Raw genomic sequence first — 23,177 nt, forward strand, 5'->3', positions numbered from 1 at the left:
GCTGACCACCGGGCGAGCACCTGCCGATCACCGCCCGGCCCGCTCAGTCGTCCTGCGGGCAGTCGAACGCGCCGTCCGGGCCCCAGGTGTCGACCGGCTCGGCGTTGTGCGCGAAGGCGCCGCAGGCCAGCACCGGTTCGGAGCCGGCGGCGGTGTGGTGCAGGATGACCACCGGCTTGTTCCGGGACACCGGCTCGCCCGGCGGGAAGTCGATGGCGCCGCTGGCCCCCGCCTTGACGATGCCGCCGTACAGCGTGGCCTGCACACCCTCGCGGCCGACGCTCCGGCCGCCCGAGGCGGCGTATGTCTCGTTGGCCGCCTCGGCCAGTACCTGCATCGCGTCGTAGACCAGGGCGGCGTGCCCGTCGTTGCGCCAGGGGTCGTCCGCGCCGAACGTCGCCGCGTAGTGCGCGTTGAACCCCTCCGCGATATGACTCGCCGACCGGCCCACCGGAAGCACGTGGGCCGCGTGGTAGAGCCGGAGCCAGGAACGGTCGCCGAACAGCCCGGACAGGGCGGCGTTGGTGAGCCCGTTTCCGCCGACCGCGGTCAGCCGGTCGCCCGCACAGTCGGTGGAGTCCTCGAAGTCGTTGAGAAACGCCCCGAACTCGCGGGAACGCGCCGCCCAGTACACGACCGTTTCCGTGTCGGGCTCCTGGAGGATCCGGGCGCACACCGACTCGGCCACAGCGTGCATATTGTTCTCCCGCCTGATGCGCGGGTCCGCCGGCTGGGTCGGGGTGCCGGTCGCCAGATCCGGCGGGGTGTACCAGAGCGTGTGCCAACTCCCGCCGCGCGCCTCGAATTCCGTCATGAAGCTGTTGCCCAGCGAGGTGCTGTAGAGGTCCGCCGGGTCCTGAATGACGATCGCGGCCTCGGCGGGGGCGCACTGGCCGTTCTCGTCCTGCACGATGCTGGCCTCGCGCGTGAACTCGGCGGCGATGTCCGCCTCCCGGCTGCTGGGCGGGCCCATCTGGTGGTAGAACGTGCCGGGTTGCATTTCGTCCGCGGTGGCGTTGGTGGAGATCGTGGGGATCTCGGCCGCGTTCAGGATCCGCACGGCCTCCTGCGTCACGTCCCAGCTCTGGGCGATGCCCACCACGCCGATCAGCTCGTCGGGGTCCTCCTCCGCCAGGCGGACGATCCTGTTCGCGACATCGACCGCCTCCGCGTAACGGGGGCCCGCGTCGAACATCTCCACCCGCAGCAGGATCTTCACGTCGTCGCCCCGCGCCTCCGCGTTCAAATCCGCCTGCGCCAGGGCCAGTCCGCGCAGCTCCGGCACGGCCCCGTCCGACGGCTGCAGCTCCTCGGCCGGGCCTTCGCTCACCGGCCGGGCCACATAGGCGACCGTCCGGACCGTCGCGCCGTCCGCGCGGGCCCGCTCCACCCGCTCGTTCTCCCGCTCGATCAGCTCGCTCGCCTGATCGGCCAGGGCCGGCAGATCGTCCGCCCGGGCCGCCGGTGGCGACGAAGTGATCTCCCCGGTCGGCGCGTTCCCCAGGCACGTGGTCGGCTCGTCGTCCCACAGGGGCAGGAACGGCACGGTCGCCGCCGCCATCGCGACGGTCAGCCCGTAGAAGACGGCCTCGACGGCCGGGTCGTGCCCCGACCGGACCGGGACCTCGACCGGGTGCGGTTCGGGCAGGCCCGCCAGACCGGGCGGCAGCGCCAGCAGCCGGGGCGCGACGTCGTCGTTGGCCTCCGGCCCGCGCCGCAGCGTCCGCGCCGCCTCGACCGGGCCGGTCTCGACGCCCGCAGCGGGGTCGGGCCCCGACGGGCCGACGGCCAGCAGCAGGGCCGCGCCGCACCCCGTCGCCCGTGCGGCGGCGCCGAATTCGCACAGGAACCGCTGACAACGGGCCCGCGCCTCGTCCGCGTCCGGCACGGGCAGCAGCACCACGAAACGGGTGACGCGCCGACGCCGCCACGGCGACAGCCGCCCGGGGCGCGCCCAGCGGTTCAAGTCCGCCATGAGCGCGTGCAGGAGCAGGCGTTCAAGTTCCGGCTCCCGCTCGGCGCCCGGCCGGGGGCTGTCGGGGTCCAGAAGCGCGGCCACCCGGTCGCCCACGTGGTGGAAGAACTCCTCGCCGAAGAGCGGCGATCGGCCCGCGACCAGCCTCGCGTACCAGCCGTGCTTCTTCGACCGCAGCAGGCGGCGGGTGTGTCGGCGGGCCCACAGCCAGCGGGGCAGGTACTGGCACACCGGGCGGCTCAGCCAGTACCAGGCGGTCGCGAGGCCGGCGCCATCGGTGGGCGCGTCGCCGCCGCCCAGGGTCCACAGCGCGCTCCGCACGGGACCGCGGTGGCGCTCGTAGCAGAAGTCGCGCAGCGTGGCCGTGGCCGCGGGGTCCGACGCCCACTCGACGGTGGTATGCAGCAGCGCGTAGTTGGGCAGGCGCAGCCGTCCCGTGAGCCGGGGGACGCCGCGCCGCGGGTCGTCGGGGGCGAGGTCGGCGCACAGCGGGCGGATCCGGACGTCCGGCCCGGGCGCGTTCGCCGCCACCGCGATCCGGACATGCGGCACGCGCCGGTCGCTTTCGGCGTGGAGGAAGGCGGCCAGCTTGCCGATCATCGGCTCCCGGTCGTCGGTGCGGAGCTGGAACGGCGGCAGTACGGTGCGCGCCTTCGCCTTCCGGTCCGGTGCGCCCTCCCCGCCCCCCGGCCCGCGGCGCGGCGCGACCGCGTGCCGCAACGCCTCGAAGAACTCGCCCCATTCAAGCTCTCTGGACATCATTGTCCCCCCGCTGACGTGTCGTTGGAACGACGTCGGCATCGCCGGGGGAGGCTAACGCGCGCTCGCCGGGACCCCTCCCCGGCAGGCGCCCCCCGGCGTCCTCAGGGCCTCAATACTGGGGCAGAGCACGGAGCTTGGGAAGCATGGGCGCGGGTCCGGCCGCGGCCTACTCCTCGGGCTCCCGGCCGAGCGCCGCGAGGGTGGCCCCGATCTGGGGCAGCGGGTCGTCGCCGACGGCGCGCAGGACCACCGTGGTGGTGCCGGCCGCCCACAGGTCGCGGACCCGGTCGGCGGCGGTCGCCGCGTCGCCGGTGGCCAGGAAGACGTCGGCGGGCGCGACGCCGAGCCAGTCGGCGGTCTCGGCGGCGATCCGCGTCAGCGGGTCGGTCAGCGACAGGTAGGTGAAGACGACGAGTTCATGCGGGCGGCCGGGGGCTATGCGCGCCAGCGCGGCGGTCACCGCGGCGGGGCCGTGGCCCTCGGAGAGGACCGTGCCGTCGGCGACGCGGCCGGACAGCGCGAGCGAACGGGGGCGGATCACGCCGGCGACCACCGGCGGCGGGGCGGCGGGCGGGTGGACCAGGCGGACGCCGTCGATGTGGACGGCGCGGCCGTCGAGTTGGGCCGTCTCGCCGGACAGCAGTTGCCGCACGGCGGTGATGGTCTCGCCGAGCAGCGGCAGCTTCGCGGGGGCCGCGGCGCCGACCGAGGCCATCCACTCGGCCACGCCGTGGCCGATGCCGGCGATCACCCGGCCGGGGAAGACGCGGGCGAGGGTGGCCAGTTCCATGGCGAGAAGCGCCGGATTGCGCAGCGGGGCGGGCATGATGCCGATGCCGACGCGCAGCCGTTCGGTCGCGGTGAGGGCGAGGGCGGCCGAGGATATGGCGCCCGCCCACGCGAGATCCTCCACGAGCCACAGGTCGTCCGCGCCGGCCCGCTCCACCGCCGCGGCGAAGGCGGGGAGGTCCTCGGGCCGCTGGTCCCTGTCGAACATCACGCCGATGCGTTCTTTCGTCACGCCTGCACTCTAGGGCCGAATCGCCCGTCCTTTACGACCGCGTCGGTGGCCCCCAATGCGGGGGTAACGCCCAGGGGCGGCCAGCACAAGACCCGGCGGCTCACAAGCCCCTGTGACGATCCACACAAACCTGGAGGGTATACCGGTTTACCTCTGGGTATGACTTACTGTGGCTCGCGGCACCTGCGGCACACATTCCCTTGGGGGGAAGTCGGCTTGCGAACCATTGATCAATCCGTTCCCATGGACTTAATGGAGCCCGTGGGAGAGGGAGTTCATCTCTATATTCAGGGCGAGCGCTACATCGACTGCGCGTCGGGTACGTTCAATCTGTCCCTCGGTTACTCAAATCGCCAGGTCATCGACGCATTGCACGTGCAGTTGGAGAAGTCCGCCCATCTCTCCTCCGATCTGACCCGCGCCAAGTCGGCCGAAGTCTTCGCGCTGATGCGGGAGTTCCTGCCCGAACACATCGACGCCTTCTGGTTCCGCGACATCACGGGATCGACCGCCAACGAATGCGCCATCCGTATCGCGCAGAAGGCGACCGGGAAATCCGATGTGGTATCGCTGTTCCTGTCGCATCACGGGCAGAGCGCGGTGGCCACCGGGGTGTCCGGAAACGCGTTCCGCCAGCGGAATTTCTCGCTCCCCTTCGCGGGTTCGGTGAAGATTCCGGCACCGGACTGCAAAAACTGCTTCTACCTGCAGTCCCCCGATTCATGTGACATGCTCTGCGCCCGCCGGCTGGACGATTTCGTGGAATTCGCCTCCAGCGGGCAGGTGGCCGCCCTGCTCATCGAGCCCGTGCTCGGCAACGGCGGGAACATAGTGCCGCCTCCGGAGTATTACGGGGTCATCCGAGAAGTCTGCGACAGACACGGCATTCTGATCATCGCCGACGAGGTGCAGACCGGATTCGGCCGCACCGGTTCGTTCTTCGCCTCCACCGGGATCGCCCGCGATCTGCGGCCGGACATCATCACCTTCGCCAAGGGCGCGGGCGGCGTCGGCATCCCCGCCGCGGGTGTGGTGATGCGCAAGGAACTCGACGTCCTGGAGCCCTGGGAGCACTCCTCCACCTCCGGCGCCAACCCCCTGGCGCTGGTGGCCATGGAGGAGACGGTGAAGTACATCCGGGACCACCGCGTCCTGGAACGGGTCGCCGTCACGTCCCGGATCCTGCGGCACGGCCTGCGCGAACTGGCGGAACGGTTCCCCTCCGTGACCAACGACCGGGGCGTGGGCCTGATGCTGGCCTTCGATCTGCCCACCAGCGCGGACGTGGCCCGTTTCATTCCCCTGGCCCGGCAGCACGGGCTGCTGCTGCGCGGCAGCCGCTACGGCTTCGGCACGGCGGTCAAGGTCCGCCCCCCGCTCATCGTTTCGGAAGACGAGGTGCTCGACATCATCGACGGACTCGCGTCGGCCCTGGCCGAGTTCGAGTCGACCCGGCCGCAGTTCGAGGAAGGCGAATGACATGAAGGCTCTCAAGTACCGCGGGCCGTGGGACGTCGCGATCGAGGACGTGCCGGACCTGCACGCCACCGGGCCCGACGACGTCGTGGTCGACATCGCCTACACCGGGATCTGCGGCACCGACCTCGGCGTCGTGGCCGGCTACTACCCGGTGGCCGTGCCCGGCACCACGCTGGGGCACGAGTCGACCGGCGTGGTCGCCGAGGTCGGCCCGGAGGTCGCCGGCGTGGCCGTCGGGGATCGCGTGGTGATCAACCCGACCCCGTACTGCGGCGTCTGCCGCATGTGCCGGACCCAGCGGATCAACCACTGCGTGAACAAGGACGGCACGGAGAGCGGGATCAGCTACGACGGCACCTACGCCCACCGTTACCGCACCACGTCCCGGTTCGTGCACCGCGTCCCGGAACACATCACCCTCCAGGGCGCCGCGCTCACCGAGCCGCTGAGCTGTGTGGTCAGCGGCGTGCGCAAGATCCGGCCCACCTCGCTGACCGCGTTCACCTACGTCTTCGGCGCCGGACCGCTCGGGCTGCTGTACGCCTGGGCGCTGTCCTGGCAGGGCCTTTCCCCGGTCGTCGTCGAAACGGCGCCCGCGCGGCTGGCGTTCGCCAACAAGGTGCTGCCGCAGGGCATTCGGGCCTATGGCTCGCTGGCCGAGGCGCGGCGCGAGCACTTCGGCGACGTGAACGCCCCCATTGACGTTGTCGTGGACACCACCTCCGGGCTGCTGGAGGAGCTGTACGAGGAGCTGGCCCCCGGCGGGATCTTCATGTCGATCGGCCTGAAGCGGAAGAAGGTCACCGTGGACGCCATGCACCTGGCGGACCGCAGCCTGTCGGTCATCGGGTCCATCGACTCGCTGCACGGCTCGTTCGACGAGGCGTTCCACATGATCACCAGTGGCCGGCTGCCCGCCGAGCGGCTGGTCAGCCACGTGGTGCCGCTGGAGGAGTACCGAACCGGGTTCGCCGCGCTGGGCTGCGACATCGACCGGCGCGTGCTGGCCGGCGCCGACACCGAGAGCTGCAAGGTGCTCATCGCCTCCGCGCCGGAGGCCGGGCGGTGACCGGCCGCGCGGCACCGAAGTTCAGCATCGTCATCCCCTACCGGCAGCGCCTGGACAACGTCCGGCTCGCCTTCGCTTCGCTCGCCGAACAGACCCTGGACGCCGACGAGTTCGAGGTCATCGTCGGCGCGATGGAGTACTCGGGCGAATACATCGCGGCCTGCCGCGAGTTCACCGACCGGCTGCGGATCACCTCGGTCGTCTCGGCCGAGGAGTGGCAGGTCGGATACGCCCGGAACCTCGCCCTGCGGCAGGCCACCGGGCAGGTCGTCATCTGCCTGGACGCCGACATGATCGTGCCGCCGAGTTTCCTCGCGAAACTGTGGGACCGGTACTACGCGTACGGGCAGAACGTATGCGTCGCCGGGCAGATGACGGACTATGACAACAACGCCACCGACGTATCCGAGGTGCGCGTCCTGCCGTTCGACCACTACCGGAAGCTTTTCGCCGAACTGGAGGGCGGGGCCGAGGTTCCTGCGGACGCCCGCCGCGGCACCGAGCACGTGATTCCCTGGGCCTACGCCTGGACCGCGCTGGTCGCCGTGCCCCGGGCGCTGATCGAGGAGCACGACCTCACTTTCGACCCCGCGTTCAAGGGCTATGGCGTGGAGGACCTGGAATGGGCCTACCGCATCAGCCGCACCGGAACGCCTATCGTCATGGCGCCGGACATCTACGGCATCCATCTGCCGCACGTCCGCAACGTGGCGGCCAACCGGGACACCGAGCAGCGCAACTACCGTTACTTCGTGGGCAAGTGGCCGGACCATGACGTCGAACTCGCCGCCGCGTTCGGCGACTTCGAGGCCAACGGGCTGGCCCGCGAGTTCCGCGCGGAGCTGACCAACGCCGCCGGCGGCGGCCGGGACGCCTCCCTCGCCGTGGTGCGCGGCCGGGCGGACGGCGCCGATACGCTGATCGTCGGCGCGGTGGTGGACGGCGCGGGCGCGCTCGTCGGCGAACCGGCCGTGGCCGCCCTGCTCGACCCCGGCGCGCCCGTCGAGGTACTGCCGCTGGCGGGCGTGGCGCTGCCCTGGGCGGACGGGTCCCTGGCCGCGTGCCGGGTGCTGCCGCCGGTGGCACGGCTCGCGCCGAAGTACCGGGACGCCGTGCTGGCCGAGGCGGCGCGCGTGGCGGGCGATGTGCGGGAGGTGGACGCGGCATGACGTTCGAGGGCATGAGCTGGCTCAACGAGCCGCCAAAGTGGGCGGTCGAGGACGGGACGGAGGTGCTGACCGCCGTCACGGGCAGCGAGACCGACTTCTGGCGCGAGACGTTCTACGGCTTCATCCGGGACGACGGCCACTTCTTCTCCCGCGAGGTCGTCGGGGACTTCACCGCGCAGGTCACGCTCGGCGGCGCGTACGAGACGCTGTACGACCAGTCCGGGCTGATGGTGCGCGCGGACGAGCGCACCTGGCTCAAGGCGGGCGTCGAGTACACCGACGGCGTCGCGCACCTGAGCGCGGTGCTCACCCGGGGCCACTCCGACTGGTCGGTGATCCAGCTCCCCGACTTCTCCGGCGAGGTCACCGTGCGCGTCACCCGGCACGGCGACGCGCTGCGCGTGCAGTACCAACGGGGCGACGGCGGCTGGCAGTTGCTGCGACTGGGCTATCTGCCGATGCCGGACGCCTGCCAGGTGGGCGTGATGTGCTGCTCGCCGCAGCGCGCCGGGTTCGCCGCCCGGTTCAGCGGCTTCGGCGTCACCGAGCCGATCTCGCGGGAACTCCATGAATGAGTCGCATGAATGAGCTGCTTCAATGAGCCGCACGAGTGAGCGCGAGGCGCTGCTGCGCCTCGCGGTCGCGGCCGCCCACCGGGGCGGCGCCGAGCTCACCCGCCGCGCCGGAAAGGCCACCGGGGTCGCGTTCAAGTCCACCGCCACGGACCCGGTCAGCGACGCCGACCGGGCCAGCGAGTCCGCGGTGGTGGAGCTGCTGACGCGCGAGCGCCCCGGCGACGGCCTCCTCGGCGAGGAGGGCGCAGAACGCGCCGGCGACAGCGGGCTGCGCTGGGTGATCGACCCGCTGGACGGCACGGTCAACTACCTGTATGGCATTCAGCATTCGGCCGTCAGCGTCGCCTGCGAGCGGTGGGACGGGGACGGCTGGCGGCCGGAGGTGGGCGCCGTGTACGACCCGGCGCGGGACGAGACGTTCAGCGCGGCGCTGGGCGCCGGAGCGCACATGAACGGCCGGCCGCTGGCCGTCAACGACCCCGTGGCCCCGGCCGCCGCGCTGGTGGCCACCGGCTTCGCCTACGCCGCGGCCTCCCGCGCCCGGCAGGCCGCCGTGGTGGCCGAACTGCTGCCGCGCGTCCGGGACATCCGCAGCGGCGGCAGCGCGGCGCTGGAGCTGTGCTGGGTCGCGGTGGGCCGCTGTGACGCGTACTACGAGGACGAGCTGAGCCGCTGGGACTGGGCCGCGGGCGCGCTGATCGCGACCGAGGCGGGCGCGGTGGTCACGCCGCTGGGCAGCGGCGTGACGGCCGCCGGCCCCGCGCTGCACGCGGCCCTCACCGGAGGGTCGCCGATTACAGCCCGATAGCGGCGGTCAGTCCCGTTCATATTGGCCCGCAGCCCACTCCTCCCGGGGCAGCGCGTACTCGACGTCGCCGTGCTCGGCGCCCTCCAGATACTCGGGCCACTCCTCGAAGAACGTACGCACCAGCCGCAGCCCGGCCTTCTCCATCACCCGCCGGGACGCGACGTTGACGGTCATCGTGGTGGCGACGATCCGCTCGACGTCCAGCCCCTCGAAGCCGTGCCGGATCAGCGCCCGGGCCCCCTCGGTCGCGTAGCCGTGGCCCCAGGCGGCGGGCACCAGCCGGTAGCCCAGCTCGGTGCCGCCGGCCAGGCCCCGGCTGGCCGCCGGCCGCAGGGAGAACCACCCGACGAAGGCGTCGGTGGCCCGCTCCTCGGCGGCGAAACAGCCGAAGCCGGACGGCAGTTGGTCGTACTCGCGCAACAGCGCGGGCAGCGTCTCGCGCTCGACGACGGTGCAGGCGACCGGCCGGCCGTCGTCGATGTGACGCATCACCTGCGGGTCGCCGTGCAGCGTGGCAAGGGCCGCGGCGTCGTCCCCGGTGAAACGCCGCAGCCGCAGCCGGGCGGTGATCAGATGGACGTGCACGCGTCCGAGACTAGGGCCTGTATCGAGTTCCCGGTCGGATCAGCCCGCGGCGTCAGACGCGGTGCCCCCCCAGGCCCTTGGGGGCCTGGGAGGTACCCCCAGCAAGGCACCGGATCGCAGCTCATACCCGGCCGTATTCGCGCGATTCGGCTGGGGGCACCTCCCAGACGGAGTCTGGGGGAGCGGCGAGGTGCCGTGACTGGCGTCGCGGGCCCGGGCGGGAACTCGATACAGGCCCTAAGCCCGGGCCGGGGCGCGCCGGGCCGCGCGGGTCAGACCAGCCGGACCAGCGCCTGCACCGGCGTGTGGTCGGAGGGGTAACGGCCGTCCACCCGGAAGGTGTTGATCGCGGCGCTCAGCACCTGAACCCGCTGGTTCGCCAGGATCCAGTCGATCCGGTTGGCGCCCAGCACCGGGTCCCGGTAGTTGGGGAACGTGCCCCAGGCCGGGGTGAGCCGCTCGCCGGTGGTCCAGGTGTCGGCCAGGGCGCCCCCGGCGACGAGGATGCGGTAGGACTCGGAGTTCTCGGCCGGGGTGTTGAAGTCGCCGGTCAGCACGACGGGCAGCGCCGGGTCGAAGCCCGCGACGCGGTCCTGGATCAGCGCTGCGCTGCGCTGCCGGGACGGTTCCGACTGGTGGTCGAGGTGGGTGTTGACGTGAACGAACTCCTTTCCGGTACGCCGGTCGCGGAAGCGCACCCAGGTCGTCATCCGGATCACGTTGTTGCCCCACGACTTCGACCCGATCACGTTCGGGGTGTCGGACAGCCAGAAGTGGTCGTAATCGAGGGGTTCAACGCGCCGGGTGTCGAAGTAGATGGACATGAACTCGCCCCGACCGCCGCCCTCACGGCCGAGACCGATCCAGTCGTAGTGCCGCGGCAGGTCGCCGTCCACCTGCCTGACCTGGTGGTACAGCGCCTCCTGCACGCCCATCACGGTCGGCTGCTCGAGCTCGAGGAACGCCGCCAGCACCGGACGTCGATCGGTCCAGGAGTCCGGCGTGCCGGGGGCGGCCTTGGCGTCGTAGCGGATGTTGAACGACATGACGTGCAGCCGGTCGCCGGTGGCCCTGCCGATCAGCGGCTCACCCGCCGTCGCGGCCGTGGCCCTGGTCCCCGCCTCGGCCGAACTCTCATTCGCGGCAGCGGAGTTAGCGCTGAACAGACCGGCCACCCCGGCCATGCCGGCGGCGCCCAGGATCCCTCTCCGGGACACACCCATGGGAACGCTCCTCACCTGTAGGTACTTCGGTCCGACGAGACTGTCCCGGCTGTCGGTGGAGCCCACACGTCCGGGTGTCGAACACCAGCCGAACTCCCGTCGGCCCGCCACGAGATGGCTTAGGGTCCGTCTTCCAAGGGGGCGTCCGGCGGCCCGCGGCGTCTGGTGCGTGCGATCGCAAGGCGCCGGATCGCAGCTCGTACTTGTTCGTACTCGCGCGATTCGGCAACGCAGCGAGCGTGCGTGCCAGGGGGTACCTCCCGCTTGCGGGGGAGCGTCGTGGGCAGGGCGCCCTCTTGGAAGGCGGGCCCTCAGTCCGGGGTTCCGAACAAGCAGGAGCATGGAGCAGGAGGGGGTCGGGGTGCCGCGTTTCCGTTCCTATGACGGGGTCGAGCTCGCCTACCAGGTGCGCGGCGCGGGCAGGCCGCTGGTGTGCCTGGGCGGCGGGCCCGGGGAGGACATCCGCGCGCTGGGCGACCTCGGCGGTCTCGACCGGTACCGGACGCTGATCCTCCTCGACGCGCGCGGCGGCGGCGCCTCCGCAACCCCGGAGAACCGCGCGACCTGTTCCTACACCGAGCAGCGCCGCGACGTGGACGCGCTGCGCCGCCATCTGGAGCTGCCGCGCGTCGATGTCCTGGCGCACTCGGCCGGCGCGCTCACCGCGCAGCACTACGCCGCGATGAACCGCTACCGCGTGGGCAGCCTCGTCCTGGTCGCCCCGGCCGGCCGGGCCGACCGAGAGGTGGACCCGGCGGAGATCGCCGAGCAGCGCGCGCGCCGGGCCGACGAGCCCTGGTACCCCGCGGCGCGGGCGGCCGCCGAGCGGCTGGCGGCCGGCGGCCCGTTCGGCGAGCGGGAGGCGGAGCGGCTGGCGGCGGACTTCGCTCCGTTCCGCTACGGCCGCTGGAACCCGGCCGCGTGGGCGCACGCGCGGGGGGAGTACGCGCCGGCGCCCGACTGGCTGCGGGAGGCGTTCTACGCGGGCGTGCCCGACGCCGGGGAGGCCGCCGAGCGGCTGGCGTTCCTGGGCGCGGCGCGGCTGCGGGTCCTCGTCGTGGCGGGCGCCGAGGACTGCGTCGCGGGTACCCGGCCCGCGCGGCTGGCCGCCGAGTGCCACCACATGTCGCGTTTCGAGCTGCTGCCCGGCGCCGGGCACTACCCCTGGCTGGAGGCGCCGGACCGCTTCCGCACGGCCGTCGCCGAGTTTCTGCACATGTCCCCCTTCGACGCCGACTGACCGCCCCCGCCCAACCCGGGCCGTTCCGCCCGGCGCACGGCGCGCCGCGGTGCCAAGATCGACTCGCCGCCCGCCCCCGCCGACGGCAGATTGGGAGCGTGCACACATCAGCGCCGTGGCGCGCCGGGGTCTGGGCGTACGCCTGGCTGCCCGCGCTGCTGGTCGCGATCGGCACCTGGCTCGACTTCCAGACGCCGCCGCACGTCACCCTCACCCCGTTCTATGTCGCCGCGCCGCTGCTGGCCGCGCCCGTGCTGTCGTTGCCGATCACCGCCGCCTACGGCGTGCTGGCCACCGGCGCCGTGGCCGCGCAGATGTCGTGGCGAATACCCGAGCCCGCCTGGAGCGAGGCCACCATCAAGACCGGCACGGTGGCGCTGATCTCGCTGCTCGCCCTCGTCATCAACCGCATCGTCGCCCGCCGCGACCAGCGGGTCGCCGCCGCCCAGAACGTCGCCGAGGCCGTGCAGCGGGCCGTTGTCCCCGAGCCGCCGGACCGGGCCGGCGGGCTGACGGTGGCGGCGCGTTACCGGGCGGCCCAGCGGAACACGTTGATCGGCGGCGACCTGTACGCCGTCCGGGAGACCCCGCACGGCGTGCGGATCCTGATCGGCGACGTGCGTGGCAAGGGCCTGGCGGCGACGGAGGCGGTCGCGGTGCTGCTGGGCGCGTTCCGCGAGGCGGCCGACGACGAGCCGCGGCTGGAGTCGGTCACCGCCCGCATGGAGACCGCGCTGATGCGGGAGCGGCGGAAACGGGCGGCGCTGGACGCGGTCGAGGGCTTCACCACGGCGCTCCTGGTCGAGGTCCCCCGCGACCCGCCCGACTGCCTGCGCCTCATCAACCGCGGCCATCCGCCGCCCCTGCTGCTCGGCCCCGGTGGCGCGGCCGACTATGTGCCCGCCGATCCGGCGCTGCCGCTGGGCCTGGGCGACCTGGGGCCCGGTCCGGACCGGCCGTGCACCGCCGGTTTTCCGCCGGGCAGCCAGTTGCTGCTCTACACCGACGGCGTCAGCGAGGCCCGCGACGCCGACGGTGTGTTCTACGAGCCGGCCGCCAGCCTGGCGGGCCGGGTGTTCGCCGGGCCCGCCGAACTGGCGGACGGGGTCGTCGAGGATGTCCTCGAACACACGGGCGGCGCGCTCGCCGACGACATGGCGCTGCTGGCCGTTGACCGCCCGGCCACGGACACCGCCGATTCCGCTGCGAACGGGTCCGGGCCGGGGTGAACGGCGCCCTCAGCGGGGCGCGCGCCAGATCCGGCCGCGCAGATCCGTGCCGCGCACGACCTGCACCCGGCGCACGGCCAGCCGCAGCAGGTGGTACTGCGGATCGGCGGGCCCGCCGCGCCAGTAGGCCGCAGGGTCGTAGCCGACGCCGCGCGGGCTGCCCGCGCGGTAGAGGTCCCACGCCCGGCGCCGGTCCGCCTCGTCCTCGGCCCAGGTGGCGTCCGCGTCGATGAAAACGGCGTTCTGCCGAGGGCTCCAATAAGAGAATGTGGTATGCGGGTTGGCGGCCAGATGCGCGGTTTTCACCGGCGTCCGGTAGGTGGCGAGCCACCCCACCGGCCGCCCGTCGGCCACCTCCCACACCGCGATCAGCACCCGGGCGCGCGGCCGGCCGCCCGCGTCCACCGTGACCATCGTCGCGTAGCGGATGTCCCGCAGGTACGCGGTGAACTCGTCCTCGATGTCGCCGAACGACGCGACAGTGGCGGTGCTCATGACGCGGTCACCGCGCGTTCGCCCGTCGGCTCCGCCACCTGACCGGTCACCGGCTCACCCGGCGCATTCCCCCGCCGCAGCCCCGTCGCGACGACGGCCGCCGCCAGCAGGGCGGCGCCCAGCGGCACCAGCAGCGCCGCGCGGAAGCCGTCCAGCGCGCCGTCCGTGCCCGGGCCGGTGGCCGCGACGTTGACGGCGGTGACCGTGGACAGCCCGAGCGCGGCCCCGAACTGGAACGAGGTGTAGAGCAGGCCGCCCGCCAGGCCCTGTTCGGCCTCGTCGATGCCGTCCGTCGCGGCGATGGTCAGCGGCCCGTAGGCCAGCGCGAAGGAGATCCCGACCAGCAGCATCGTCGGGAACATCGCGGCGTAGGCGGTGTCCGGCCCGATCGGCAGGAACGCGGCGTAGGCCACGGCCGCGACCAGCAGTCCGCCGAGGATGACCCGCACATTGCCGTAACGGTTCACCAGGCGCGGCGTCAGGGTCGGCGCGAGCACGGCGTCGATGCCCAGCACCAGCATCGCGAAGCTGGTCTCCAGGGTGGACCAGCCGCGCAGCTCCTGGAGATAGAGCACGACGATGAACTGGAAGCCGAAGAACGCGCCGGCCAGCAGCAGCCCGCCCAGGTTGGCGCGCACCAGCGCGGCCGAGCGCAGGATGCCCAGGCGCACCAACGGGGTGGCCGAGCGGCGTTCGATGACGACGAACACCGCGAGCAGCGCCAGGCCGGCGGCCAGGGTCGCGGCGGTCCGGACGCCGGCGGTGTGCGAGGCGCGTTCCACGGTGACGACGAGCAGCAGGATCGCGCCGGTCACGGTGAGCGCGCCGGCCACGTCGACGCCGCGCCGTTCGGCGGGCCGCTCCTCCGGCGTCCTGGGCAGCAGCGCGAGCGCGGCGAGCAGGATGACCAGCGACAGGAACACCGGCGCGAAGAACACCCACCGCCAGTTGACGGCCGTCAGCAGGCCGCCGATGACCAGGCCGAGGGAGAAGCCGGCGGCCGCGGTGCCGGAGTAGATGAGCAGCGCGCGGTTGCGGCGCGGACCCTCCGGGAAGCCGGTGGTGATGATCGACAGGCCCGCGGGCGTCATGAACGCGGCGGCCACGCCCGTGATGAACCGGGCGGCGATCAGCATCCACGCCTCGCTCGCCAGGCCGCCGAGGCCGGAGAACAGCAGGAACACCACGAGCCAGCCGATGAACATCCGGCGGCGCCCGAACAGGTCGGCGGCCCGGCCGCCCAGCAGCATGAAGCCGCCGTAACCGAGGACGTAGGCGCTCATCACCCACTGGAGTTCGCCAGTGGTCAGGTCCAGATCGGCGCGGATCGAGGGCAGGGCGACGTTGAGCATCGCGACGTCGATGCCCTCCAGGAATATGGCGCCGCACAGGACGAACAGCACGCCCCAGGCACGTGTGGACACGGCAAAAAATCCCTTCGGACAAGGTCAGAGACGGTTCTCTCTTGTAACTGACTGCATCATGCGGAACCATCAAGCGGTATGGAAGAAGGCACTTTGAAGTCCCCGGGGCACACCGGGGATACCGACCCGAGCTGCCCCGCCGGCGCGGTCTACCCCTACGACGTGAAGCAGTGGGACACCCGCGAGGACTGCGAGGTCCGGCAGATCCTGGACCGCATCGCGGACAAGTGGTCGCTGCTGGTCATCGCGCTGCTCGACTGCGAGGGCCTGCGCTTCACCGAGCTGCGCCGCGAGATCGACGGCATCAGCCAGCGCATGCTCACCCGGACCCTGCGCCATCTGGAGCGCGACGGGCTCGTGAGCCGCACCGTTCATCCCACCGTGCCGCCCCGCGTCGACTACGCGCTGACGCCGCTCGGCTCCACGCTGCACGCCACGATCCAGTCGCTGGTGACCTGGACCGAGCGGCACCAGCGGGAGATCGCCGCCGCGCGGGCGGAATACGACGCCCGGGCCGAGCGCGAGGCCCTGGATCACGGTGCGTGAGTGAGAGACGCCGCTCCGATAACAATTGACGCACCGTCAGTTCCGGGAACTGTTTCGGCGGCGTGAAATTATGCCCGATTTGGAGGACTTGAAGGGTTTAAATCCTGGTCAGCGCGTCGTTTATTTTCCGCAGCCACTTGGAATCTGCGGCCCCCGTCTATTAACGTTCGATAACGTAGCGCGGTCGTCACCGCCGTCGCCAGACGGCACCGTGCTCCGTCGCCGAATCCGGCGCGTGCGAAACAACTGCACCAAAGGAACCGGGGAACCACCACTTGGGGTGAATCGGGACGTCGGCGGCCACCAGCGGCCGGCATCCGTAGGAGACCTTCCTGCTCCGAACCCGTCAGCTAACCCGGTAGGCGAGAGGAAGGAAAGGAGAGCGCCTCCGTGGCGTCGAACCGGCATGCCTCCCTTGAGGACACGCACCAGGACACGTACGGCTCGTACGGCCCGTACCCGGCCTATTACGGGCCGAAGGCCGTCGAGGACGAGCCGTTCGGCGAGTGGAATCCCAGTGAGGACACCGTCCGTCCGGTCCGTGGCCGGCACCGCGTGGCCCGCCAGCGCGGGGGCACCATGGCCCGCAGCCGCGCCGTTCTCGGCGTCGGCGTCATAGCGGCGGTGGGGGCCGGAGGCATGGCGACCGCCAACGAGAACGGCCCCGGCTCGGTGCCCGGAATGGACGCCGCCGCCGACAAGATGACGACGATCCCGCTGGTCGGCGGCCTCATCGCCGGCTCGGGTGGCGGCGAATCCGACGCCACCGTCACGCCGTTCACCGGCGCGGGCATCACCGCCGCCGACACCGAGGCCGGCCACACCGACGCAGGCGAGGCGCTGCGCGCCCGCATCCTCCAGCAGGCCGACCAGCAGGAGGCCACCGCCGAGGCGGAGGCCCGCACCGCCGCCCTGGAGGCCGCCCAGGCCGACGCGGCCGAGGCCGCCGCCGCCACCGCGGAGGCCGAGCGCGCCGCCGAGGAGGAGCGCCGCCGCCAGGAAGAGGAGGAGCGCCGGCAGCGCGAGGAGGAGGAACGCCTCCGCCAGTTGCGCGCCAGCTACGCCCTGCCGCTCTCCGACTTCCGCATCTCGACCTACTTCGGCGAGAGCGGCTCGATGTGGCAGACCACCCACACCGGCACCGACTTCGCCGCCTCGACCGGCACCCCGGTGAAGAACGTCCACACCGGCGTCGTTCAAGAAGCCGCCTGGGCCGGCTCGTACGGCTACCGCGTCATCGTCGAGCTGGAGGACGGCACCGAGGTCTGGTACTGCCACCTCTCCTCGATGAACGTCTCCGCCGGCCAGGAGGTCACCACCGGCGACACCGTGGGCCTCGTCGGCTCGACGGGCAACTCCTCGGGCCCGCACCTCCACTTGGAGGTCCGCCCCGGCGACACCGCGATCGACCCGCTGCCCTGGCTGCGCGACAAGGGCCTGACGATCTGAGGCGACGGATCACGACCCCGGCGGCCCTGACGGCTCCCCCCGACGCCAGGGCCGCCGGCCTTACGCTAAGGCCCTGTCTGGCCGGGCCCGCGACGCCATACACGGCACCTCGCTGCTCCCCCAGCTAACGCTGGGAGGTGCCCCCTGTCGCATCGCGCGAGTACGGCCAAGTACGAGCTGCGATACTCCGCCTTGCGATGCACCACATCTGACGTCGCGGGCTGATCCTCCCCCAGACTCCGTCCGGCGGGACCCCCATCGACCGACTGGACAGGACCTAGCCCATGAGCACCACGCGCCACACCATCGGCTCCTTGAAAGTCTCCTCCCTGTGCCTCGGGGGGAACGTCTTCGGCTGGACGGCGGACGAGAAGGACACGTTCGCCGTGCTGGACGCCTACGCCGCCGCCGGCGGCAACTTCCTTGACACCGCGGATTCCTACTCCGCCTGGGCGGAGGGCAACGCGGGCGGCGAGTCCGAGACCCTCATCGGCCGCTGGCTGGCCGACCGCGGCAACCGCGACGACATCGTCGTCGCCACCAAGGTGGCCCGCCACCCCGACCACACCGGCCTGGCCGCCGCCACCGTCAAGGCCGCCGCCGAGGACTCCCTGCGCCGCCTCGGCACCGACCACATCGACCTCTACTACACCCACTTCGACGACGAGTCGGTGGAGGTCGGCGAGATCATGACCGCCCTGGACGAACTCGTCCGGGCCGGCAAGGTGCGGGAGATCGCCGTCTCCAACATCGCCCCGGCCCGGCTGCGTGCCTCGCTGGAGTTCTCCCGCCGTGAGGACACCGCCCGTTACGTCGCCATCCAGCCCCAGTACAACCTGGTGTCGCGCGACACCTACGAGGGCGAACGCCTCGACCTGGCCACCGAGTTCGGGCTGGCCGCGCTGCCGTACTCGGCGCTGGCGTCCGGCTTCCTGACCGGCAAGTACCGCCCCGGCGCCGAGGTCGCGAGCCCGCGCGCGGGCGGCGCCGCCCGGCACCTGGCCACCGAGCGCGGGCGGCGCGTGCTGGCCGCCCTGGACCGCGTCGCCGAGGCACACGCCACCGAGCCGGCCACCGTCGCCCTCGCCTGGCTCGGCTCCCGGCCCACGGTCGTCGCGCCGATCGCCAGCGCCCGCACCCCGGACCAGCTCCCCACGCTGCTGGCCGCGGCCGAGCTGACCCTGACGGACGCCGAGCTGGCCGATCTGACGGCGGCCTCCGCGGCCTGAAGGCGGGGCGGTTCCCGCTACCGGGGCACTCGCGGATCGAGCAGCCCCTCGGCCACCAGGTCGTCCCAGAGCCCGGCCGGCACCCCCACCCCGAACGCCTCGACATTTCCCCGGACTTCGCCGGCCGTCCGCATGCCGACCACGATGCCGGCCACCGCGGGGTGCCGCAGCGGGAACGCCATCGCGGCCTGCGGCAGCGTCACGCCGTGCGCCTCGCAGACATCGGCGATGCGGTGCGCCCGGGCCACCAACTCCGGTGCGGCCGGGGCGTAGTCGAAGTGCGCCCCCGCCACCGGCCGGGGCGTGGCCAGCAGCCCGGAGTTGAAGACGGACGCCGCCAGCACCGAGACGCCGCGCTCGGCACACGCCGGAAGCAGATCGTTCAAGGCCCGCTGCTGGAGCAGCGTGTAGCCGCTGGACAGCATGATCACGTCCGGATCCGCCTCCTGAACGAGCCGGGTCAGCTTCACGTTGTCCCACATGCCCGCGCCGATGGCGCCCACCACACCCTGCGCGCGCAGCTCGGCCAGCGCCGGGAACCCCTCCTTCAGCGCGCCCTCGAACAGCTCGTCCGCGTCGGCGTCGTGCAGGAACAGCACATCAATGCGGTCCACGCCCAGCCGCGTGAGGGAGTCCTCCACGCTGCGCAGCACGCCGTCCCGGCTGAAGTCCCACGCCCGCCGGTGCGTGGCGGGCACCTCGAACGCCTCGTCCGTCCGCCCCGCCGGATCCTGCGGCACCAGCAGCCGGCCCACCTTCGTCGAGAGCGTGAACTCCCGGCGCGGCTTCTCCCGCAGCAGCTCGCCGACCCGGCGCTCCGACTGCCCGATGCCGTAGTGCGGCGAGGTATCGAAGTAACGGATCCCGCTCTCCCAGCCCGCCGCCAGCGCCCCCGCCGCGGTCTCGTCGTCCAACACTTCGAAGAGCCCGCCCAGCGGCCCGCCCCCGAACCCCAGCTCCGTCACCTCAACCTCGGTGCGCCCGAGTCGCTTTGTCCTCATCCGGCCCATCCTGCCCCGCCCTGGGCCGCGCGGCAACGGTAATGATCTCCGGGCTCGTGACCGTCAGCGGCTCCCGCCCCAGTCGCCGAACTGCTCCTCGACGACGAGCCAGATCTTGCCCAGGAACCGCAGCGTGCTCCGGCTGACCTTCGGCTCCTCCCACCGGATCCGAGATCCAGAGCACCCACGCGACATCCGACCGCCGCCGCGCCTGCGCCAGCACGGCATCAGCAGGATCAACCCCACACAGCCGTCCCCGAGGCCCAGCCTCCCGTGCCAGCCGCAGCAGTTCCCCGGTCCCACACCCCACGTCGAGCACCGCGCCTGCCGACATGACAAGCGGCAGATAGAACGCGAATGTCCGGTCGGCCCGCGCCGACTTGGCAGTGAGGGCGCCCGATCCTCCCCATTGATTCCCGACCTTTCCGGCCGGTAACTTCCCTTGCGGGGGCGGTTGTTGTGGCGCGTGCGTCCGACTGGAGTCCGGTGGACATGGACTCCGATCCGGCTCCGGGCAACCCGGAGGAGATCCGGGAACTGGCCGAGGAGCTTCAGGAGTTCGCCGATGATGTCGGTGAGGCGCTGGGGAAGATCCGGGGGATGGCCTCCGACCGGGCGGTGGCGGACTGGTCGGGGCTGTCGGCGGACGCCTTCCGCACGGAGTTCGACGGGGTCCCCGAGAACCTGACCAAACTCCAGACCTCCTACGACATGGCCGCCGATGCCCTGGCTCGTTACTGGCCCAGGCTGGAGAACGCCCAGGGCATGGCGGACCGCGCGCTGGAGAGCGCGCTCGCCGCCCAGGACGATCTACGGGCCGCGCAGTCGGAGTTGGGTGACGCGCAGGACTGGGTCTCCCGGGCCGGGGAGGAGGCCGAACGCCTCCAGGACGAAGGCGAAAGCTCCAGCGCCGAGCCGCCGGACGAGCAGGCGGTCCGCGACGCGGTGCGCGACCACCAGGCAGCCGAAGCCGCCGCCGGAGCCGCCCAGTCCCGCGTCGACGCCGCCGAACAACGCCTCGCCGCCGCCCGCGAACTGGCAGGCCAGGCACGGGAACTGCGGGAGGAAGCCGCCCGGGAGTGCGCGCGGGACATCGACGCCGCCTCGTATGCCGGTATCCAGAACCGCAGTTGGTGGGAGGACGCCGTCAACTGGGTCACCGAGAACTGGGACACCTTCGTCGATGTCTGCAAACTCGTCGTCGCGGTCCTCGGCATCGTCGTGATGATCATCGGCGGCCCGCTGGCCTGGGTGGTGCTGGCCGCCGCTCTCGTCGTCCTCACCGACACCCTCGTCAAATACGCACAAGGCAGAGCATCACTCTTCGACGTGGCATTCGCAGCGCTGGACTGCATTCCGGGCATGAAGGGTCTCACCACCCTCGGCGGCCTCGCCCGCGGTATGCGCTCCCTCGGCACCATGGGCCTGCGCGGCATGGCCAACGGCCTGCGTGGCCTGGCCACTCGCGGCCGCACCATGCTCGCCGACGGGATGCAGGCCGCCCGTTCCCGGTTCCGGACTCTCATCCGAAGCAACGGCAGTGACCCCATCGACATGGCGACAGGCACCATGTTCCTGCCGCAGACGGACGTCACCCTGCCGGGCGTACTCCCGCTCGCCTTCACCCGCCGCGTGGAGTCCGGCTACCGCGCGGGGTGGTGGTTCGGCCCGTCGTGGTCGTCAACGTGCGATCAGCGCCTCGAAGTCGACGACGAGGGCTTGGTCCTGGTCACCGAGGACGGGATGCTGCTGGCATATCCCCACCCGCCTGCCCGGGAGTCACAGGTCCTCCCGGAGACTGGGCCGCGCTGGCCGCTCTCCAGAATGGACGACGACGGCTATGTCGTGGGCGACCCCCAGTCCGGGCACGCGCGCCGCTTTTCCGCGCCTCGTCCCGATGGAGTCGCGCTGCTGCTCGAGATCTCGGATCGGAACGGGAACCGGATCCACTTCGATTACGACGTGGACGGCACGCCGCTCGCCATTCGGCACTCCTGCGGCTACCACCTCAAGCTGATCACCGACGGTGGGCGGATCACCGCCCTGCGCCTGGCCAACGCCGGTGCGGGCGGTGCGGACGTGACGATCCGCGAATACCGCTACAGCGCGGGCAACCTGGCTGAGGTGATCAACTCCGCCAATGGAGCGCTGCGCTTCACCTACGACGAACGACTGCGCGTGTCGTCCTGGACCGACTCCAACGACCGGAGATACGAGTACTCCTACGACGCCGAGGATCGCTGCGTCGCCGAGGGTGGTGCGGCGGGGCACATCAGCCTCACACTGGCCTACGACGGTACCGATGCGGCCTGGCCCGGGATGCGGGTGACGACGGTTACCACGGCCGAGGAGGCGGTCAGCCGGTTCGTGATGAACGACCTGTGGCAGGTCGTGGCCGAGATCGATGCCCTGGGCAACGTCAAGTGCACCGAGTACGACGAGCACCACCACGTCGTGGCCTGGACGGACGCGGAGGGCAACCGCACCGAGGTGGCACGTGACGCCGAGGGACGGCTCGTTTCCGTGACGCGTGCTGACGGCAGTGTCACGCGCTACTCCCATGACGACCTGACGCGCCGCACCAGCGCCACGTTTCCCGACGGAACCACGTCGCTGCGCGAGTACGACGCGCACGGCAACTGCACGGCGATCACGGACGCGGCTGGTTCCACGACGCGGTACACCTTCGACGAGGTCGGTGGACTGGCCTCGGTCACCGACGCACTGGGGGCCACCACCCGGGTCCACTGCGATGCCGCCGGCCTGCCCGTGGAGGTCAGCGACCCCCTCGGTAACCGTGTCACCCGCCGCCATGACGCCTTCGGACGGGTCACCGAGGTCACCAGCGCGCTGGGCGCCACCACCCGGCTGTGGTGGACGGTGGACGGCCAACTCGCCCGTGTCGTCGGCCCGGACGGCGCTGAGCAGTCCTGGGCATACGACGGTGAGGGGAACCGTGTCCGCCATGTGGACGAGCACGGGGGTGTGACCGAGTACGAGTACACCCACTTCGACATGTTGGCGGCTCAGATCGGCCCGAACGGCGTGCGCCACGAGTTCACGTACGACGCGTCCCTGCGGTTGACGAGCGTCACCAACCCGCAGGGGCTGTCGTGGGTCTATGAGTACGACGCAGCCGGCCGACTCATCGGGGAGACCGACTTCGACGGCCGTCGGGTCACCTACCGACGCGACGCGCTCGGCCGCGTGGTGGAACGCACGAACCCGATGGGGCAGAGCGTCACCTACGAGTTCGACGACCTGGGATTGATCCGGGCAAAGAGCGTCGACGGAGCGGTTACCACCTACGAACACGACTGCTCGGGCAGGATGCTGCGCGCCAGCGGCCCCTACAGCGAGATCTGCTGGGAACGCGACGCCGCGGGGCGGGTCGTCAGTGAGACGGTCGACGGGCACCGGCTCTCGTTCCGCTATGACGCGGTCGGCCAGCGCACGGAACGGGTGACCCCCAGCGGCGCCCGGGCGCTCTACTCCTACGATGACGCCGGACGCCCCGTCTCAATCGACACCTCCGGTCACATGTTGTCCTTCACCCACGACGCCGCGGGGCAGGAAATCTCCAGGCAGGTCAGCGGTTCCCTAACCGTCGTCCAGAACTGGGACCTCGTCGGCCGGCTCACAGAGATGACGGTCTTGGAAGCCCATGCCGGGACACCCGTCCAGCACCGGGCCTACACCTACCGCGAGGACGGGAACCTCCTCGGGGTCGATGACCTGTCTCGTGGCCGGAGCCGATTCGGGCTGGACGGTGGAGCAATGCTCATGACTTGTGGATCGGCTCCGCGGGGAGCGTGCGAAGGGCGTACCTTCCCGAGTGAGTGATCGTCAAGTCACCGAGTAGGCCCGCGATGCGAACGCGGGTCGGGAAGGCACGCCC

19 protein-coding genes and 1 riboswitch are annotated in these 23,177 nt (G+C 71.8%); of the genes, 11 read left to right on the plus strand and 8 right to left on the minus strand.

All coding sequences use genetic code 11. From position 1 onward, the window contains the following. Positions 1-43: 43 nt before the first annotated feature. Positions 44-2,734: a hypothetical protein gene (locus RM590_RS21215; RefSeq protein WP_311706227.1), complete on the minus strand. Its 2,691-nt coding sequence runs from the start codon at positions 2,732-2,734 to the stop codon at positions 44-46. A 169-nt stretch (positions 2,735-2,903) separates the two neighbouring features. Beyond that, complete coding sequence (locus tag RM590_RS21220) at positions 2,904-3,758, minus strand: LLM class flavin-dependent oxidoreductase (RefSeq protein ID WP_311706228.1); 855 nt, start codon at positions 3,756-3,758, stop codon at positions 2,904-2,906. Between the two features lie 216 nt (positions 3,759-3,974). On the opposite strand from RM590_RS21220, the gene RM590_RS21225 reads away from it, so the two are divergent. The 5 genes from RM590_RS21225 to RM590_RS21245 are packed head-to-tail and all read left to right on the plus strand — an operon-like array spanning position 3,975 to position 8,858. Further along, on the plus strand, positions 3,975-5,237 hold the full coding sequence (locus RM590_RS21225; RefSeq protein ID WP_311706229.1) for an aspartate aminotransferase family protein: 1,263 nt from the start codon (positions 3,975-3,977) through the stop codon (positions 5,235-5,237). A 1-nt stretch (position 5,238) separates the two neighbouring features. Continuing rightward, complete coding sequence (locus tag RM590_RS21230; protein WP_311706230.1) at positions 5,239-6,306, plus strand: zinc-dependent alcohol dehydrogenase; 1,068 nt, start codon at positions 5,239-5,241, stop codon at positions 6,304-6,306. Next, positions 6,303-7,475, plus strand: coding sequence for a glycosyltransferase family 2 protein (locus tag RM590_RS21235; RefSeq protein ID WP_311706231.1), 1,173 nt, complete (start codon positions 6,303-6,305; stop codon positions 7,473-7,475). Before RM590_RS21230 ends, RM590_RS21235 begins: the two co-directional genes overlap by 4 nt. Continuing rightward, entirely contained in the window at positions 7,472-8,050 is a 579-nt protein-coding gene (locus tag RM590_RS21240; RefSeq protein WP_311706232.1) for a DUF1349 domain-containing protein, read from the plus strand. Before RM590_RS21235 ends, RM590_RS21240 begins: the two co-directional genes overlap by 4 nt. 22 nt (positions 8,051-8,072) lie before the next feature. Then, positions 8,073-8,858: an inositol monophosphatase family protein gene (locus RM590_RS21245; RefSeq protein ID WP_311706233.1), complete on the plus strand. Its 786-nt coding sequence runs from the start codon at positions 8,073-8,075 to the stop codon at positions 8,856-8,858. A gap of 6 nt (positions 8,859-8,864) precedes the next feature. Here RM590_RS21245 and RM590_RS21250 read toward each other — a convergent pair whose 3' ends face one another. Continuing rightward, positions 8,865-9,443 carry a GNAT family N-acetyltransferase gene (locus tag RM590_RS21250; protein WP_311706234.1) on the minus strand — a complete coding sequence of 193 codons (579 nt, stop codon included), beginning with the start codon at positions 9,441-9,443 and terminating at the stop codon, positions 8,865-8,867. Positions 9,444-9,715: 272 nt separating this feature from the next. After that, entirely contained in the window at positions 9,716-10,666 is a 951-nt protein-coding gene (locus RM590_RS21255; protein ID WP_311706235.1) for an endonuclease/exonuclease/phosphatase family protein, read from the minus strand. Positions 10,667-11,006: 340 nt separating this feature from the next. Between RM590_RS21255 and RM590_RS21260 the strand changes: the two genes are divergently transcribed. Next, positions 11,007-11,906: an alpha/beta fold hydrolase gene (locus tag RM590_RS21260; protein WP_311706236.1), complete on the plus strand. Its 900-nt coding sequence runs from the start codon at positions 11,007-11,009 to the stop codon at positions 11,904-11,906. A gap of 98 nt (positions 11,907-12,004) precedes the next feature. Further along, positions 12,005-13,135 carry a PP2C family protein-serine/threonine phosphatase gene (locus tag RM590_RS21265; protein ID WP_311706237.1) on the plus strand — a complete coding sequence of 377 codons (1,131 nt, stop codon included), beginning with the start codon at positions 12,005-12,007 and terminating at the stop codon, positions 13,133-13,135. Between the two features lie 9 nt (positions 13,136-13,144). On the opposite strand, the gene RM590_RS21270 is transcribed toward RM590_RS21265, so the two are convergent. Together RM590_RS21270 and RM590_RS21275 are read right to left on the minus strand one after the other, a co-directional pair. Beyond that, a complete protein-coding gene (locus RM590_RS21270; protein WP_311706238.1) occupies positions 13,145-13,630 on the minus strand; it encodes a pyridoxamine 5'-phosphate oxidase family protein in 486 nt (161 codons plus the stop codon). Beyond that, positions 13,627-15,054 (minus strand): MFS transporter, encoded by a 1,428-nt coding sequence (locus RM590_RS21275; RefSeq protein WP_311706239.1) that lies wholly within the window; start codon positions 15,052-15,054, stop codon positions 13,627-13,629. Before RM590_RS21275 ends, RM590_RS21270 begins: the two co-directional genes overlap by 4 nt. A gap of 78 nt (positions 15,055-15,132) precedes the next feature. Between RM590_RS21275 and RM590_RS21280 the strand changes: the two genes are divergently transcribed. From RM590_RS21280 to RM590_RS21290, 3 genes are all read left to right on the plus strand, one after another. Further along, positions 15,133-15,600: a winged helix-turn-helix transcriptional regulator gene (locus RM590_RS21280; protein WP_311706240.1), complete on the plus strand. Its 468-nt coding sequence runs from the start codon at positions 15,133-15,135 to the stop codon at positions 15,598-15,600. A gap of 210 nt (positions 15,601-15,810) precedes the next feature. Then, positions 15,811-15,980: riboswitch (cyclic di-AMP (ydaO/yuaA leader) on the plus strand. Between the two features lie 10 nt (positions 15,981-15,990). Further along, positions 15,991-17,049: a M23 family metallopeptidase gene (locus RM590_RS21285; protein WP_311706241.1), complete on the plus strand. Its 1,059-nt coding sequence runs from the start codon at positions 15,991-15,993 to the stop codon at positions 17,047-17,049. A gap of 284 nt (positions 17,050-17,333) precedes the next feature. Further along, positions 17,334-18,278 carry an aldo/keto reductase gene (locus RM590_RS21290; RefSeq protein ID WP_311706242.1) on the plus strand — a complete coding sequence of 315 codons (945 nt, stop codon included), beginning with the start codon at positions 17,334-17,336 and terminating at the stop codon, positions 18,276-18,278. Positions 18,279-18,295: 17 nt separating this feature from the next. Here RM590_RS21290 and RM590_RS21295 read toward each other — a convergent pair whose 3' ends face one another. Then, positions 18,296-19,279 carry an aldo/keto reductase gene (locus RM590_RS21295; RefSeq protein WP_311706243.1) on the minus strand — a complete coding sequence of 328 codons (984 nt, stop codon included), beginning with the start codon at positions 19,277-19,279 and terminating at the stop codon, positions 18,296-18,298. Continuing rightward, positions 19,245-19,625 carry a class I SAM-dependent methyltransferase gene (locus RM590_RS21300; protein WP_394813925.1) on the minus strand — a complete coding sequence of 127 codons (381 nt, stop codon included), beginning with the start codon at positions 19,623-19,625 and terminating at the stop codon, positions 19,245-19,247. The genes RM590_RS21295 and RM590_RS21300 overlap by 35 nt, the downstream gene beginning before the upstream one ends. 146 nt (positions 19,626-19,771) lie before the next feature. Between RM590_RS21300 and RM590_RS21305 the strand changes: the two genes are divergently transcribed. After that, the gene (locus tag RM590_RS21305; RefSeq protein ID WP_311706245.1) at positions 19,772-23,122 is read left to right on the plus strand and encodes a DUF6531 domain-containing protein; all 3,351 of its coding nucleotides are present in this window, start codon (positions 19,772-19,774) and stop codon (positions 23,120-23,122) included. Positions 23,123-23,177: the final 55 nt, after the last annotated feature.

The sequence above is a fragment of the Streptomyces litchfieldiae genome, assembly GCF_031845365.1.
Classification (GTDB): domain Bacteria; phylum Actinomycetota; class Actinomycetes; order Streptomycetales; family Streptomycetaceae; genus Streptomyces; species Streptomyces litchfieldiae.

Coding starts and splice junctions, on each gene's coding strand:
- RM590_RS21230 (WP_311706230.1), top strand. CDS start 5,239: ATGAAGGCTCTCAAGTACCGCGGGCCGTGGGACGTCGCGATCGAGGAC.
- RM590_RS21270 (WP_311706238.1), bottom strand. CDS start 13,630: ATGAGCACCGCCACTGTCGCGTCGTTCGGCGACATCGAGGACGAGTTC.
- RM590_RS21240 (WP_311706232.1), top strand. CDS start 7,472: ATGACGTTCGAGGGCATGAGCTGGCTCAACGAGCCGCCAAAGTGGGCG.
- RM590_RS21215 (WP_311706227.1), bottom strand. CDS start 2,734: ATGTCCAGAGAGCTTGAATGGGGCGAGTTCTTCGAGGCGTTGCGGCAC.
- RM590_RS21280 (WP_311706240.1), top strand. CDS start 15,133: ATGGAAGAAGGCACTTTGAAGTCCCCGGGGCACACCGGGGATACCGAC.
- RM590_RS21255 (WP_311706235.1), bottom strand. CDS start 10,666: ATGGGTGTGTCCCGGAGAGGGATCCTGGGCGCCGCCGGCATGGCCGGG.
- RM590_RS21260 (WP_311706236.1), top strand. CDS start 11,007: ATGGAGCAGGAGGGGGTCGGGGTGCCGCGTTTCCGTTCCTATGACGGG.
- RM590_RS21290 (WP_311706242.1), top strand. CDS start 17,334: ATGAGCACCACGCGCCACACCATCGGCTCCTTGAAAGTCTCCTCCCTG.
- RM590_RS21295 (WP_311706243.1), bottom strand. CDS start 19,279: ATGAGGACAAAGCGACTCGGGCGCACCGAGGTTGAGGTGACGGAGCTG.
- RM590_RS21305 (WP_311706245.1), top strand. CDS start 19,772: ATGGACTCCGATCCGGCTCCGGGCAACCCGGAGGAGATCCGGGAACTG.
- RM590_RS21245 (WP_311706233.1), top strand. CDS start 8,073: ATGAGCCGCACGAGTGAGCGCGAGGCGCTGCTGCGCCTCGCGGTCGCG.